Below are 16322 nucleotides of genomic sequence, written 5' to 3' on the forward strand. Positions count from 1 at the left end.
AAATGAATAAAGATGGTGTTAAAATTGTAACAATTGGTGGAGGAAGCAGTTATACTCCAGAATTAGTAGAAGGATTTATTAAAAGATATGATCATTTACCAGTAAGAGAATTATGGTTAGTAGATATTGAAGCAGGACGTGAAAAATTAGAAACAGTAGGCGCGTTGGCAAAGCGTATGGTTAAAAAAGCAGGCTTACCAATGAAAGTCATTTTAAGTTATGATCGTCGTGAAGCTTTGAAAGATGCAGACTTTGTCACAACACAAATGCGTATTGGACGTTTACCAGCGCGTGTGTTAGATGAAAGAATTCCATTAAGCCATGGTTTAATTGGACAAGAAACAAATGGAGCTGGAGGAATGTTCAAAGCTTTCCGTACAATTCCTGTGATTTTAGATATTGTTAAAGATATTGAAGAGTTATGTCCAAATGCATGGTTAATCAACTTTACAAATCCAGCTGGAATGGTGACTGAAGCTATTTTACGCTATACAAACTTTAAAAAAGCCATTGGACTTTGTAATGTTCCAGTGAATATGGTTGCTGGTTTTGCAAAAATGTTAAATGTTGATGAAAGTCAAGTGACAATGGAAGTTCAAGGGGTTAACCACTTTATTTTTGCAACTGATGTTTTTGTTGATGGGGTTTCACGTTTTGATGAATTATTGCATAAATATGCATATTTGAAACCTGAAGATACAATTCAAATGAAAAACTTCGTATCTTTACCATACTCTCCATCATTTATCAAAGGATTAAAAGCCATTCCTTGTCCATATCATAATTACTATTTCTATACAAAAGAACAATTAGAAGAAGAATTAGAACAATTGAAAACAGGAACAGTTCGTGGAGAAGTTGTCAGCAAGACTGAAGAAGAATTATTTGAATTATATAGTCATGAAGAACTTCAGGAAAAACCAGAACAATTAGCAATGCGTGGAGGTGCTAAATATTCTGATGCAGCATGTAATTTAATTGCTTCTATCTATACAAATAAAGGTGATATTCAATATGTAGATGTCAGAAACAATGGCGCTATTGCTGATTTACCAATGGATAGTGCAGTAGAAGTGGCTTGTCGTATTACTGCAGATGGTCCACAACCTATCGCAACAGGAGATTTAAGATTACCAATTAGTGGATATGTTCATATGATGAAAACATTTGAACGTTTAGTTATTGAAGCAGCCATCAAAGGTGATCGTGATTTAGCAGTGACAGCTTTAAATATGAATCCATTATGTCCAAGTGATGAAATTGCTAATATTGTGATTGATGAATTATTAGAAGCACATAAAGATTATTTACCACAATTCTTTAATAAATAGAGTTAGTTCGCTAACTCTTTTTTTGTATAAAGTTTTTTCATTTTAGTATTGAAATCTTTAAAAAGGTATGTTATTATAGTTAGGCAACTGAAGGAGACATACTCAAGAGGCTGAAGAGGCGCCCCTGCTAAGGGTGTAGGTCGGGAAACTGGCGCGAGGGTTCAAATCCCTCTGTCTCCGCCATTTATGTAAACCCTTGGCAGTTGTTATATTGGTCTGGTAGTTCAGTTGGTTAGAATGCCGCCCTGTCACGGCGGAGGTCGCGGGTTCGAGCCCCGTCCAGACCGCCAATATAAAATGATAACTATTCCATCAAGGAATAGTTTTTTTGTTTATAAAAGAAAAAAGTGGCTTTACCACTTTATCATTGATGATCTTTTTGATAGGCATACATAATCGCAATGACTGTTTTTGCATCAACGATTTCACCGTCTAATACTTTTTGATAAGCTTCATCAATATCCAGCTTGATAATATCAATAAACTCATCATCATCACCAGCTAAAGCATCATTGACTTCTTCAAAATCAATCGCTTCATAAAGATAAAGCCATTCGCTTGTATAGCCTGGAGAAGGTAAAACCTTCATAATAAATTTCATATCACGAGCACGATTGTTTGTTTCTTCTTCTAATTCACGAAAGGCACAATCTTGTGGATCTTCATCTTTTTCTAACTTTCCAGCAGGCACTTCAATAGTTTGAATACGATTAGGATATCTAAATTGTTTCACAAGAATGATTTGATGATCTTTAACAGCTAAGATACAAACACCACCATGATGATAAACAACTTCACGATAGGCATGTTCACCATTTTCTAATTCGACTTCTTCTCTTGTGACTTGCATAATTTTACCATCATAAATAAGTGTTCTTTGAATCTCTTTTTCCATGATTTTTCACCTCCTCCATATTATAACATAAAATAGAAAAAGAAAGTATGCGGGGGAGCATACTTTCTTCTATCTCTATTATTTACACGTTAGGGTGATAATAGGGGGGGTATGTTTAAGTGACAACCACTTAACATAAATAATTATAACAGAGTTTTAAGAGATGTAAAGGCTTTCAAATAAAATTGTGTATTTTTTTAAGAAATTTTGATAGAATGAAAATGGTGATGAAATGAAAACTTTAATGATAGATGAAAATTATGAAAACCAAAGAATAGATAAATATTTAAAGAAATTATTATGTCAGGCACCGCCACAGCTGATTTATAAAATGTTAAGAAAAAAAGATGTGAAAGTTAATGGTGTCAGGGTGAAAGAAAACTATATTTTAAAAAAAGGGGATCAGGTAGAATTATTTTTATATGAAGATCGCTTTTTAGAGCTCACAAAACCTCAAAGTATCTTTGATTTACCAATTACTTTTGATGTTTTATATGAAGATGACAATGTATTGATTGTCAATAAACCAGCTGGCTTGCTGGTTCATGAAGATATTCATGAAGATGTCAATACATTATCAAATCAGGTTTTAACTTATTTACATCAAAAAGGAGAATATGATCCTCAACAGACATTAGGATTTACTCCTGGACCAGTCCATCGTCTCGATCGCAATACCAGTGGCATTGTGATTTTTGGAAAAACGATGCGTGCTTTGCAGGATTTAAATGAGATGATGAAAAAACGTCATTGCATTGACAAGACATATCTGACAATCTGTAAAGGTTATATGCCTAGTGGTGAGTTGATTGGATATATGAAAAAAGATAGCGATCGCTCACTTGCAAGAATGGTATCACCTTCAACTGAAGGGGCTTTAAAGATGCATACGCTTGTTGAAAACATTAAATCTAATCAAAAATATTCTTTATTGAAAGTTAAAATCATTACAGGAAGAACCCATCAGATTCGTCTGCATTTATCAAGTGTTGGACATCCAGTGATTGGAGATAGTAAATATGGAGATTTTGAATTGAATCGTTATTTGAAAAAGACTTATCATTTTCAAAATCAATTTTTACATGCCTATTCCATCTGTTTTGTTAAACCGATAGGTTCTTTAAAATACTTACAGGATTATGTCATAACATGTCCATTACCACAAAACTTAGAAGTTTTGAAAAATGCATTGTTTCATGAAAAGAATCTATGAAAACAGTTGATTTTATTGTATAATAAATATAAATCAAGGAAGGAGAACTAAGATGAAATATTATATTGGGATTGATTTAGGTGGAACAAACGTACGTACTCTTTTGGTTGATGAAAATGGACAATCATATAGTGAAGTCAAAGATGCAACAGAAAGAGAAAATGGACCAGATTATGTTTGTTCAAAAATTATAAGACAAATTGAAAGTTTAGATTATTCAATTTGTGGTGGTATCAATAATGTTCAGGGGATTGGAATTGGTGTTCCTGGACCTGTAGATACTGAACGTGGTGTCATGATTATGGCAACAAATTTACCTGGATTTGAAAATTATCCTATTTGTGAAAAACTTTCAAGTCGTTTTAACTTACCTGTATTTATTGATAATGATGCTAATGTTGCTGGATTAGCAGAAGCTTTATTAGGTGCTGGTAAAGGGAAACCAACATGTTATTATGTGACAATTTCAACTGGAATTGGTGGGGCTTTTGTTGTGAATGGTCAACTTGTTTCTGGTGGAAGAGGACATGCTGGAGAAGTTGGAAATATTATTGTGAAAAACAACGGATATAAATTCGGTGGTTTAAACCCTGGAGCTGTAGAAGGTGAAGCTAGTGGTACAGCTATTACACGTAAAGGAAAAGAAATCTTAGGTGAAGATCGTGTCAATCATGCTGGAGATGTTTTCAGATTAGCTGATGAAGGTGATATCAAAGCAAAAGGTATCGTTGATGAATGTGTCAGTGAACTTGCTACTATGTTAGCAGATATTGCTCATACTGTTGATCCACATTGTTTTGTATTAGGTGGAGGGGTTATGAAATCTAAAAAATACTTCTATGATCAACTTGTTGAACAATTCAATGCGAAAATTCATGTTGGTATGAGAGGACATATTCCTATTTTAGAAAGAGAATTAGAAGATTGTGGTGCTATTGGTGCAGCCATGCTTCCAATGTCAAAATTAAAATAATATGACAACTGATAAAGAGTGAGGTGCTCTTTATCAGTTTTATTTTTATATGAGTATTCCATTATTTTTACTTTATAATTGTTGAAGAAAATGATAGAATATGCAAGAAGGAGGCGTCTATGAAACAAAGAGTTGTATTAGGTTTAAGTGGTGGTGTAGATAGTGCAGTTGCAGCTTATGTTTTAAAGCAACAAGGTTATGAAGTTATTGGCGTTTTTATGCGTAACTGGGATTCATCATTAAATAATGATATTTTAGGAAATCCGACAAATGACGATGATATCTGTCCACAGGAAAAAGATTATAATGATGCAAAAAAGGTCGCTGAGCATTTAGGAATAGAATTAAGACGTGTTGATTTTATTAAGGAATATTGGGATCATGTTTTTACATATTTTTTAGAAGAGTATGCCAAAGGGAGAACGCCTAATCCTGATATTTTATGCAATAAACATATTAAATTTAAAGCTTTTTTAGATTATGCCAAATCTATTGAGGCCGATTATATTGCGACAGGACATTATGCACGTGTGGAACATCATGATGGACAAGATTCTATCATGTTAAGAGGCATTGATTCTAATAAAGATCAGACATATTTTTTATGTCAGTTAAATCAATCTCAACTACAGTCTTCATTATTTCCGATTGGAAATATGACCAAACCAGAAGTCAGACAATTGGCAGAAGATTTAAACTTGCCAGTGGCTCATAAAAAAGACAGTACAGGAATCTGTTTTATTGGAGAAAGAGATTTTAGAGAGTTCTTGAAAAATTATATTCCAGCCAAAGCTGGAAAGATGGTAGATATTGAAACTGGTCAAGTTGTCGGTGAACATCAGGGCATTATGTATTATACAATTGGACAACGTAAGGGTTTAGGTATTGGTGGTCCAGGTGATGCCTGGTTTGTTGTGGGTAAAAAGTATGATGATAATATTTTATATGTGTGCCAAGGAGATCAGAATCAATGGTTAATGAGCGAAGGTGCTTTGATTACGGATGTCAATTGGATCGGTAGTCAAAAACCATCGGGAGAATATGATTGCACAGCCAAATTTAGATATCGTCAAAAAGATAATGAAGTTTCGATTCATTTTGTTGATGAAACAACACTTTATGTGACATTCAAACAACCTGTCAAAGCTGTAACGCCTGGTCAGGCAGCAGTCTTTTATCAGGGTGATGTTTGTCTTGGTGGAGGAACGATTGATAAAGTGTATAAAGATGATAAGGAGATTACATACTTATAATGTTAGAATATACGGGAATTATTAAACGTATTAGGTTTTATAGTGAGGATACAAAGTTTATTGTCTGTCTGATTGATAGTGAACAGGAAGATAAACCAATTCTAGCAACGGGTTATATGAGTTATGTAAATCTACAGGATAAATATCATTTTCAGGGTGATTATGTCATTCATCCTAAATATGGGAAACAATTTCAGATTCAATCTTATGAGATTGTTTTAGCGAATGAGGAAAGTGAAATCATTCGCTATTTATCTAGTCCTTTATTTAAAGGAATTGGTGAAAAACAAGCCAGTGCTATTGTGGAAGCTTTAGGTCAAGATGCATTAAGTAAGATTAAAGAAGATAAGCATGTTTTAGATCGTGTTCGTGGTATGAATGAAACCAAACGTGAAACGATTGCGAGTGTGTTAAATTCCCAGGATTTCGATCAGGAAGTTTTGATGTTTTTCATGGGACATGGTATTTCGACACGTCATCTGGCTTTAATTCAAGCTGTCTATCAGGAAAAAACATTGGATATCTTACAGAATAATCCTTATCAGTTAATTGATGATATTGATGGAATTGGTTTTAAAACGGCAGATGATCTGGCATTGAAAATAGGTGTTGATCAACATGATCATCATCGTATTCAGGCAGCTATTGTTTATGCTTTAAAAGAAGCCTGTTTTCAAGATGGAAGTACATATCATAACTTTGAGGCTATCGTGAAAAGATTTCATCGCTATATTCCTCAAATTGATGATGAAAGTTTTGAAACAGCTTTGCAGGATGTTCTTGAACAACGTAAAATTATTCAGGAAGATGAACGCTATTATCCTTATGATTTATATCAAAGTGAAATACAAATATCAAAAATCTTTCAAAAATGGCTTCATGCGCCTTTGTATGAATATGATCAGCAGGAAATTGATACCATTATTGCAGATTTAGAAACAGAGTTATCTATTCAATATGATCATTTTCAAAAAGAAGCGATGACACTCTTTTTAAAACAGTCAGCTATGATTATTACCGGAGGACCAGGAACTGGAAAAACAACGATTGTCAATGCTATGATTAAAATCTATCAGCGTTTAAATCCTGATCAAAAATTAGCTGTTGTTGCACCAACTGGTAGAGCAGCTAAACGTTTGACTGAAGTGACAGGAGTGGAAGCTTGTACCATTCATCGTTTATTGAAATGGGATTTACATACAAATACTTTTGCGATTAATGAGAAAAATCCATTAGATGTGGATTTATTGATCATTGATGAGTTTTCAATGGTCGATTCTTTATTGTTTTCACATCTTTTGTTAGCTTGTCAAAAAGTCAGTCAGATTCTTTTGATTGGAGATGATCAGCAATTGCCATCTGTGGCACCTGGTCGTGTTTTAAATGATCTCATCAGTTGTCAGCGTATCCCAACCATTGCTTTACATCATATATATCGTCAATCCAAAGAGAGTGGTATTGTTCAATTAGCCCATAGTATTCGCAATAATCAATATGATGAAACTTTATTTTCAAAGTATCAGGATATTCATTTTCAAACATGTGCCGCCTATGATGTTGTCAAGTATGTACGTGTATTAGTCACAAAAGCATTAGAAGATGGCTATGATGTGCATGATATACAAGTTTTAGCACCAATGTATAATGGTGTTGCTGGTATTGATGCTTTAAATGATTGTCTACAGGAATTATTTAATCCTCAAGATGGATTTAAAAATGAACTGCGTGTGGGTAAACGTTTATTTAGAGAAGGCGATAAGATTTTACAGTTAAAAAATCGTATTGAAGATAATGTTTTTAATGGCGATATAGGAACATTGGTAGAAATCTGTTATAAAGATAATTTTGAATATTTATCAGATATGATGATTGTTGATTTTGATGGAACTATTGTTGAATATACGCCACAGGAATTTTATACATTGACACATGCTTATTGCATGAGTGTACATAAATCACAGGGAAATGAATTTAAAATTGTCATTATGCCTGTTTTAAAAGACTATTATATTATGTTGAAAAAGAATCTGATTTATACAGGATTAACACGAGCAAAACAATCTTTATGGTTTTTAGGAAATCATCAGGCTTTTCAATATGGAATTGGTCGAGAACAAGATGATCGAAGGAAAACGACATTGATTTCAAGAATGAACGAAACTCCGGAAATTTCTTTGTATGATTTTGAATAATCAGGACATACTAAGATTGTACTTTTAAAGGAGTGAATAATCATGTCAAAATTAGCTGTTGCTTTTTTCTCGGCAGGAATTGTTGCTGCGGCAATGATTATGATGAGTGATATGCCATGTGCCGATAACATCGAACATACTGTTCATAAAGCCAAAAAAGCGATTAAGGAACAACTTTAAGAAGTACAAAAGGACTCATTGTAGTCCTTTTCTTGTCGTGGAGGTTGAAATGAAAAGAAACAATATCGCACGTTCTCTCATCATTTTTTGTATTTGTGCTATTTTACTTTATTATGTTTATACTTTATTTCGTATAGGATCATTATTAATTTATATTTTTCAATTGATTTTTCCTGTTATTATTGCATTGTTTTTTCATTTTCTTATTGATCCCCTGATTGATTATTTTACCAGTGATCGCCTTTCTAGAAAAGTTGTTGTAACACACTTATATTTATCTTTTTCATTGTTTTTTATTTTAAGCTGTTATTTTTTAATCCCTTATTTATTAGATCAGTGTCTTATTTTTTATCATCGTATCTGTGATAGTCAGATTATGGTCAATCCTATTTTTTCTACTTTTATTCGTTTTTTAGAAGAATATCAGGTCATTGATTATTTTATAGATATGTTTAATGGTTGGACACAGACAGTCATTTACTGGGTTGGAAATATTTTTATAGCATTAGGCATTTCATTTTATTTATCTTATGATAATCTTCATTTAATTGAAAAAGCCATTGTCTATCTTCCTTTTGAAAAACAAGGTATATGTATGCAGACATTAAAAAAATTAAAACTCACAACATATCAGTTTATGAAATCAATGATTTTAGATTTTTTCTTCTTCTTTTTGATGTGCTTTATTCCTTTCTTTTTTATAAATCAGAATTTTGCAGTTTGGATTGCATTATTTTTATCACTTACAAATCTCATTCCTTATGTAGGACCTTATATTGGTGGCATACCAGTTGTTATTTATGAATTCTTTATTGACCAGCATCTTGGTTATGCATCTCTTATTGTGATTATGGTTTTACAATATTTAGAATCTTCTTATTTACAACCTTATTTATTTTCTAAAGGCATTCATTTACATCCTATTCTTCTTTTAATAGCATTGACTTTCTTTGGAGATCTTTTTGGTCTGATTGGTATGATTTTTTCGCCACTATTATTGTCATATGTCGTTTTTATTGGGGAACTTTTCAAGAATTTACGTATTGGTGATGATATTAAGAGAATTATGCAGCATGAAAACCGATAAAGATTTTACAAATTTTTTCTTTGTTATCATATATGATAATAAAGGGGTGTGAAGCCATGACGATTTCTCATTATTTAGGACTGTTAGGAGGATTGGCATTATTTCTGTTTGGCATGGAACTGTTATCAGAAGGATTAACAGAAGGACTGGGAGAAAGATTAGAAATCTTTTTATTAAAACTGACCAATCATAAGTGGAAAGCTATTGGTGTAGGGACTTTGTTGACATGCCTGATTCAAAGTTCATCTGCTATGAGTGTTATTCTCATTGGTTTTTTAAATGCCCATATTATGTCATTAAAAAGAACTATCTGGGTTATGATGGGAGCTAATATTGGGACAACCATAACAGGACAGATGATTGCTTTAGATATTGGCATGTTTGCGCCATTGTTAGCCTTTGTAGGCGTATGTTTATATCTGATAAGTCATGGCATTAAGCATTTATGTGGACAAGTGATGATGGCTTTAGGACTATTATTTATGGGACTTGAAATGATGGCTCAATCCATGTTGCCCCTACAACACTCATCCACATTTGTGAGTGCTTTAATGCATATTCAAAATCCAATATGGGGTGTTTGTATCGGTATGTTGTTTACAGCTTTAATTCAAAGTTCATCAGCGTCTATTGGTATTTTACAAATTCTCGCTTCTAAACAGTTGATTTCTTTTCATCAGGCTGTTTATCTGATTCTAGGTTTTGATTTAGGAACATGTATAACAGGTTTTCTTGCTTCTTTAAAAGGATCGCGTAATGGGAAACGTCTAGCATTGTTTCATTTTCTTTTTAATGTTGTAGGAGCTATCAGTTTTTTAATTATTTCACAAATGATTCCTCTCGCCGATTGGATTGCAGGATGGACACCATTATCACCCCTCCATCAAATAGCCAATATGCATACATTTTATAATATGACGACAACATTTATTGTCTTACTATGTGAACCTTATCTGATTCAAACTATTCAATGGATTTACCCATATCACCATAAAAAATAAAAAGAAAGTAGGGATGATAGTGAGAAAAGTCATTTTGTATATCGCAATGAGTTGAGATGGATATATCACAGATCAACATGGACGTATAGATTGGTTACATGGTGATAATCCTACAGATGAAAAAACAGAAAGTTATCATCGTTTATTAAAACATGTTGATAGTGTCATTATGAGTGAAACAGCTTGTCGTATGATAGAAAAGAAAGTCAATCAATATTGGATTCGTCAAGGATTAAAGATTTATGTTTTATCATCTTTGACTCAGTTATCATCAGATCATGTCATTGTCACATCTGAAGATATTTGTTCATTAGTTCAAAAAAACAGGATTCTGGAAAAGATATTTGGATTTGTGGTGGTCAACAATTGATTACACCTTTAATTCAGGCTAATATGATTGATGAATATCATATTTCTATGATTCCAACATTAATTGGAAAAGGAACACGCTTATTTGAAGATTTTGATCAGGAAACAAGATTATCATTGATAAAAACTTATGTTTATAATGGTATAGTGGATATTGAATATAAGAAGAAAATATATTAACAGATTATTTCATCAATAATAAAGAAAGGTAAAAACTCAATGAACCTTTCTTTTTATTATGTTTAATCTGATTGATTGAAGTGATATTTTTCTTGTTAATGTTTGAAATATAGAACTTATATTCCATTTTTTTTATGATTTGGTCACATTGTTGGTCACACGGTGCAGTGTTTTTTAAACATTTGATTAAAAAAGTAGGCTTTTTCATTCTTTTTATTTATAATAAAAACAAGGAAGAATCCGTGGGAAAAACAGTCTTTTTCTTGCGAACTTTTTGTCTACTTTTTCGTTCTTTAGTGAGAAGGGGGTGTGAATTTGTCTATGAGTTATAAGGAACGATATATCTATTTTACAATATCACTATCACCTTGTGAAAATGAAAATATCATAGGTTATCTTTATTGCCCTTATTTAAAGAATAGTGTTGGATTTCATGGTTTGACAGAATTAATTTTGACAATGGATCAAATTATGCAAGATTGTCATGTGCCAAAGTGTAATGTCAAATATAGAACATTTAATATAAGACATCGAAAGATGATGAATCAATTAGAATATAAAACTATAGATTCTCAAATCATGGAAGAAAACTTGAAAACATCTTTTATGAATTTGGAAAATACGAAAAATAATTTTTTGGTTAAAATCATGTATAGACAAAATTATTCTTGGCAAGGGGAAATTACCTGGATTCAAAAGAATAAAACAAAAATGTTTAGAAGTGCATTGGAGTTTTTACATATTCTTTATCCTATTATGGATGAAGTTGATCAATAGTGCTTCTTTCTAAAAGCGAATGAATGAAGAATATAGTCAATGTTAGATATATTTGTTGGGGTGATAAATATTGGTTATAAATCAATTGTATCTTATTTGTCAAACAATAAATGGATGATCGTATTTTAAAAAAGTTTTTATGATCCTTGTCAAACTTTCTTGATACGAATGTATCTATCTGTACTTTATGTTTATGATATCTATGATGATATTGAAAGAATATATGGACTAAGTCAATCTTCTTTCTATCAAATAAGTATATGAAAAAATAATAGATCCATTTATTGAAATTTTATTTTGAGTAAAAGGAGTTGAAAAGCTATTATGCAAAAGAAATTACTATGCTTTATATTAGTATTATTTATGATATTTGGTTATTCTACACAAGCACTTCCAAATAAAGTTTATGCTGAAGTGGGAGAAAGCTTTTATAGTGTAGAAAAAATAGCAAATGAAGATTCATCAAATGTTCAGATTCAACTCAATGTTGATGAAGATATTGTTGTCAATCAAGTTGTTTATCCTGATGAATCTATAACGGTTGAAGATTTAACACAATATACATATAGTGTTGATCGAAATAATACTTATGTTTTCACTATTTCATATACTGATAGTGAAACACAGGAAGTCAAAGAAGAAAAAGTGACTGTTGAAGTTACTGAAATTGTTGAATCAGAAGTAGATGATCAAGAAGCATCTGCCTCAGAAACAACAGTTCAGCAACAACCAACAGCTCCGGAAACAACAACTCAACAACAGCCAACAGTTGAAAAAACAACACCTACTCAAAAAGCAGATGTTACTTCTAAAGCTGCCGATAAAGATTCTTTAGATGTTGTTTATGTTTCAAAAAATGGAAATGATGAAACAGGTGCTGGGACACAAGAATCTCCGGTCGCAACTTTAGCAAAGGCTGTAGATGTGGCTAAAGATGGTGGAACTATTTATGTTATGTCTGATTTAACTATGTACAGTAGTGCACGTTATTATGGTAAAGATCTTACGATTACAAGTGGTAATGGGGGACCATATACTTTAACACGTGGAGATGATTTTGGTCAGATTCAAGATGCAGCACGTTCTACATATAATCCTGCATTAATAGAAGTAGATAGTACAGATGGAACAGGTACAGCATCATTAACATTAACGAATATTGTTCTTGATGATGCTGGTAAAAAAGAAGGTAGTTATTTTATTCAAGCAGATTCAGAAGGTGATGGACATACTACAGTTGGTAGTAAAGAAGTTCAAAATACAGACATCGTTCAAGATGGTATCATAGCAACTTATAATGGTGTTGGAACTATTACATTAGGTAATGGTGCAGTACTTAAAAACTATGGTGGTATGTCTGCTGTACGTTTAGCTAGTGGTGTGCTAGTTATGGAAGAAGGTAGTCAGATTATAGATGACACAACTATCACTCGAGAAAAAGGTAAAACTGGAAGTTTTGGGCCTGGTGGAGCTATATGGTTACAAGGTGGTACACTTAATATGAAGGGTGGTATCATTGGTGGAATTAATGATGCAACCATGAATGGTCGAGCTGTCTTTGTTGATAGTGGTATAGCTAATATCGGTGGAACGATTCAAAATATTGCTGGAACTGATGCTGCATGGCACGGACAAAATGGTATTGCTGTTCATTTGCGTTCTGGTGGTGAAGCCACATTAACAAGTACAAGTAAAATCAATAATGTTACAGGTGAATTTGCTGGTAACAATAGTGCCATTTGGTCACAATATTGTAATTTTACTGCAGATAAAGGATCACATATTTCAAAGGTTGATGGTATCCCAGTTGTACATTTTGATGATTTAACTAATGATGAACGTTATACACATAAAATTTTATTAGATGGTATTATCTCTGATTGTAATTCTGGTGAATCTTGGTTATATCGTTCTTGGTATGGTTTAATTGAATTGGGTGAAAATGGTGTTATTGAAAATTGTCAAACAACTAATGCCGGTGGATTGATCTATTCAAATAATGGTTCACATTATGTCATTCGTGGTACGATTCGAAATAATAAAGCATCTAAAGGTATGATTTATATGGCAAACCAAGGTGGTGGACGACCAGAATGTATGATTGAATCAACGGCTCATATTGTTGACAATACTGGTTTAGGAATCCGTGTAAATAACAGTTCATTAGTTGTTATGAATGGTGGAGAAATTGCACGTAATTCAAGTTATGGTGTACAAGTGAGTGGTAAAACTGACTGGAGAAGCGTTACATTTATTATGAATGGTGGAACCATTGCCGATAATGGTAGCTATGGTATTTCTTATACGGTTGAAGGTAAATCACTTGTTGAATTGAATGGCGGAACAATCACTGGAAATGGTTCAGGTAGTTCTCAAATCTCTGCATCAGGTGGTTACGCAGTAGCAGAACGAGATGGAGAAGCAGGCTATGAATATACGCATATCAGTTCGAATGTTCTTGGTGAAAAACGAGGAATTAGTGTAAGTGCCGGAACTGTGATTCTTCCAGAAGGATATGCAGATGTCAATTTAGGACGTGCTACATCAGAAGCGCAAAATGCACTTGCAGCGGAAGTTAATGAACGATATGTTGGATGGTCTCAAGTAGGATCTAATGTTCTTTGGGTTCAACCATCAACAACGGAATTTTCTTTTGAACTTGATCCAACATCAACACCAAAGAAAACAGGATTATATGTAGTATATATGCCTGTCAATGATGATGGTACTCCTCAAGAAAATGCTGATGTGACAATTGAAGAAGTTGAAAATGTTGATCAGATTCCTATTACTCTTAAGAATCTTACAGCAAATCAAGCCTATGCAGTCATGCTTTTCAATAATAATGAATACACTTTAAATCCAGATGATATTACTGTTTATACTGGTGGTGGACAAGGTGATGAAGCATATGATAATGGTGGATTCCCTGATTTCACAATAATTAATTCTGTTGATGTTAATTATAGTGGTGAACTTAAATCTTTGACAATCAAAGGACAAGAAATGTCTACTGACAATGGACGATTAATTGATCAGTTGATGGATAATCTTGAAGTTACATATACTGATGAAGATGGTAAAGTAGTTACACATGATAGAAAAGCAGGAGAATACACTGCTACACTTTCTTGGAAGAATGATCTTAAAGACGAAGATGTACTTGTTAATGGTAATATAGTAAATCTTAGTGATGAAGGTGGTTCTTTAATTGTACGTCATACTTCTGATAAAAGAGGAGCAATTTCAGGGACAACTACTCATCCATTGGTACAGGAAAATGAAATAACTTCAGAAGTAGAACATGCAGCAGCTATTGCAAATGGTACAAATCCAAAATTCTATACAAATAATGATGAAAATCGTCAAGTTGAAGCTGCTGGTATTCAATTATTAGATGATTCTCTATTGACAGAAGAAGGCGATAATCGTCAAGAATTGATGGAAAATAAAGCAAAAGAATTCTTAGAAATGGAAGATGAATTAGGTACATTAGTTCATTTTGATTTCCATTACTTAGATTTAGTTGATGCTTATAATGGAAATGCTTGGGTTTCTGCAAGTAATGGAACAACAGTGTATTTACCATATCCTGAAGGAACTAATAAAGATACAGACTTTAAATTAGTTCACTACAAAGATTTACATCGTGAATATGGTATTACTGGTCAGGAAGACGTTGAACAGGCTATTAAGGATTGTGAACTTGAACCAATGGAAATTGACAAAACTGAATATGGTATTAAATTTACAGTTGATCGCTCTGGATTCAGTCCATTTGCATTAGTATGGTCTGAACAAACTGGTACAGGTACAGTAACTATTAACTATAAAGATGCAGATACTGGTGAAGAATTAAGAGAAGCACGTATTCATGAATTTACAATAGGTGAAGATTATGACGTAAGCCAATCAGCTTCTAAATTAGGACTTAAGGGATACCATATTGATAGAGTTGAAGGTATTGAAAATGAAGTAGGTACTATGCAAGGTGATGTAACAATAACTGTATGGTATAAAAATGATGCTCCAGTTATTAAAGCTGAAGATGTGACTATTCATGTTGGAGATGAATTTGATCCTTATGACTATGTTGAAGTTTCTGATAGAGAATGGAATGTCAATGATTGGGGAAATATCATTGATCGTTTAAAAGTTGAAAGTAATGTTGATGTTAATAAAGCTGGTGTATATACAGTGACATATTCAATTACTGATTGTACTGTTGATAATCGTGGTACTAAAACAACAACAAAGACTATAAAAGTAACGGTTTTAGATGATAGTGATCCAACAGACCCAACTGATCCGACAGATCCAACTAATCCAACAGATCCTGTGAATCCTGGTGATAATGATAATAATAAACCAACTGATGATTTTAAGGGTCCAGATATTGTTGTGGATGTAAAACCTGATAAACCAACAGAAACAACACCTGATAAGACAACAGAATCTACAGAAGTGAAGACTGGGGATTCTTCTCCAATCATGATTTATGCATTAGGTGCAGGAATTTCTCTTGTAGCAATCGCATATATGGTTATAAGAAGACGTCGTGATATGTAATTGAGATAAGGTGAATCGAGGATTCACCTTATTTTTAAAAATGATTGATTTTTCATTAAAAATTAAGTATAATATCAAAGTCAAATCGTTGAAGAAGAAAAGTATTTATAAGTGATCTTGAAGAGAGGGAATGGCTGGTGAAAATTCCTGGATACTTGTAAAGAAAGCTACCTTCTAAGAGTGATGCAAACATCAACGTAAATCGGCGTTAACGATCAAAGAGCATAATGAGTATTCATTATGAATGAGGATGGTACCGCGATGATAGTCGTTCCTTTTCAGGAATGACTTTTTTTATTAAA

13 protein-coding genes, 2 tRNA genes and 1 other annotated feature are annotated in these 16322 nt (G+C 32.9%); of the genes, 14 read left to right on the forward strand and 1 reads right to left on the reverse strand.

Features of this window, described 5'->3' with window-relative positions; translation table 11 throughout:
• Positions 1-2 precede the first annotated feature (2 nt).
• The 3 genes from ACESR5_RS04520 to ACESR5_RS04530 all read left to right on the forward strand — a co-directional run bounded on the left by ACESR5_RS04520 (position 3) and on the right by ACESR5_RS04530 (position 1621).
• Positions 3-1331 (forward strand): 6-phospho-beta-glucosidase, encoded by a 1329-nt coding sequence (locus ACESR5_RS04520; protein WP_087243135.1) that lies wholly within the window; start codon positions 3-5, stop codon positions 1329-1331.
• A gap of 92 nt (positions 1332-1423) precedes the next feature.
• Positions 1424-1514 (forward strand) — tRNA-Ser (locus tag ACESR5_RS04525).
• A 30-nt stretch (positions 1515-1544) separates the two neighbouring features.
• Positions 1545-1621: transfer RNA gene (locus tag ACESR5_RS04530), tRNA-Asp, on the forward strand.
• 74 nt (positions 1622-1695) lie between these two features.
• On the opposite strand, the gene ACESR5_RS04535 is transcribed toward ACESR5_RS04530, so the two are convergent.
• On the reverse strand, positions 1696-2226 hold the full coding sequence (locus ACESR5_RS04535) for an NUDIX hydrolase (RefSeq protein WP_129737009.1): 531 nt from the start codon (positions 2224-2226) through the stop codon (positions 1696-1698).
• 232 nt (positions 2227-2458) lie between these two features.
• Between ACESR5_RS04535 and ACESR5_RS04540 the strand changes: the two genes are divergently transcribed.
• The 11 genes from ACESR5_RS04540 to ACESR5_RS04590 all read left to right on the forward strand — a co-directional run bounded on the left by ACESR5_RS04540 (position 2459) and on the right by ACESR5_RS04590 (position 16020).
• Positions 2459-3439, forward strand: coding sequence for an RluA family pseudouridine synthase (locus tag ACESR5_RS04540; RefSeq protein WP_373154462.1), 981 nt, complete (start codon positions 2459-2461; stop codon positions 3437-3439).
• Positions 3440-3491: 52 nt separating this feature from the next.
• On the forward strand, positions 3492-4412 hold the full coding sequence (locus tag ACESR5_RS04545) for an ROK family protein (protein ID WP_129737011.1): 921 nt from the start codon (positions 3492-3494) through the stop codon (positions 4410-4412).
• A gap of 119 nt (positions 4413-4531) precedes the next feature.
• Entirely contained in the window at positions 4532-5665 is a 1134-nt protein-coding gene (gene mnmA, locus ACESR5_RS04550) for a tRNA 2-thiouridine(34) synthase MnmA (RefSeq protein WP_168081422.1), read from the forward strand.
• Positions 5665-7857, forward strand: coding sequence for an ATP-dependent RecD-like DNA helicase (locus ACESR5_RS04555; RefSeq protein ID WP_373154464.1), 2193 nt, complete (start codon positions 5665-5667; stop codon positions 7855-7857). The genes mnmA and ACESR5_RS04555 overlap by 1 nt, the downstream gene beginning before the upstream one ends.
• A gap of 42 nt (positions 7858-7899) precedes the next feature.
• The gene (locus tag ACESR5_RS04560) at positions 7900-8037 is read left to right on the forward strand and encodes a hypothetical protein (protein ID WP_158093958.1); all 138 of its coding nucleotides are present in this window, start codon (positions 7900-7902) and stop codon (positions 8035-8037) included.
• Between the two features lie 49 nt (positions 8038-8086).
• Complete coding sequence (locus tag ACESR5_RS04565) at positions 8087-9124, forward strand: AI-2E family transporter (RefSeq protein WP_289527105.1); 1038 nt, start codon at positions 8087-8089, stop codon at positions 9122-9124.
• A 56-nt stretch (positions 9125-9180) separates the two neighbouring features.
• Positions 9181-10125, forward strand: a complete 945-nt coding sequence (locus ACESR5_RS04570; protein WP_373154466.1) for a Na/Pi cotransporter family protein — start codon at positions 9181-9183, stop codon at positions 10123-10125.
• A 169-nt stretch (positions 10126-10294) separates the two neighbouring features.
• Positions 10295-10495, forward strand: a complete 201-nt coding sequence (locus ACESR5_RS04575; RefSeq protein WP_373154467.1) for a hypothetical protein — start codon at positions 10295-10297, stop codon at positions 10493-10495.
• Positions 10492-10674, forward strand: coding sequence for a dihydrofolate reductase family protein (locus ACESR5_RS04580; RefSeq protein ID WP_373154468.1), 183 nt, complete (start codon positions 10492-10494; stop codon positions 10672-10674). The genes ACESR5_RS04575 and ACESR5_RS04580 overlap by 4 nt, the downstream gene beginning before the upstream one ends.
• A gap of 321 nt (positions 10675-10995) precedes the next feature.
• The gene (locus ACESR5_RS04585; RefSeq protein WP_373154469.1) at positions 10996-11451 is read left to right on the forward strand and encodes a hypothetical protein; all 456 of its coding nucleotides are present in this window, start codon (positions 10996-10998) and stop codon (positions 11449-11451) included.
• Positions 11452-11775: 324 nt separating this feature from the next.
• Entirely contained in the window at positions 11776-16020 is a 4245-nt protein-coding gene (locus tag ACESR5_RS04590) for an immunoglobulin-like domain-containing protein (protein ID WP_373154471.1), read from the forward strand.
• Positions 16021-16099: 79 nt separating this feature from the next.
• Positions 16100-16299 (forward strand) — a binding site (T-box leader).
• The last annotated feature ends 23 nt before the right edge of the window (positions 16300-16322 follow it).

Origin of the sequence: Clostridium sp. AUH-JLR23 (assembly GCF_964238065.1) — a bacterium.
In the GTDB taxonomy this organism is placed as follows: domain Bacteria; phylum Bacillota_I; class Bacilli_A; order Erysipelotrichales; family Coprobacillaceae; genus Allocoprobacillus; species Allocoprobacillus merdigallinarum.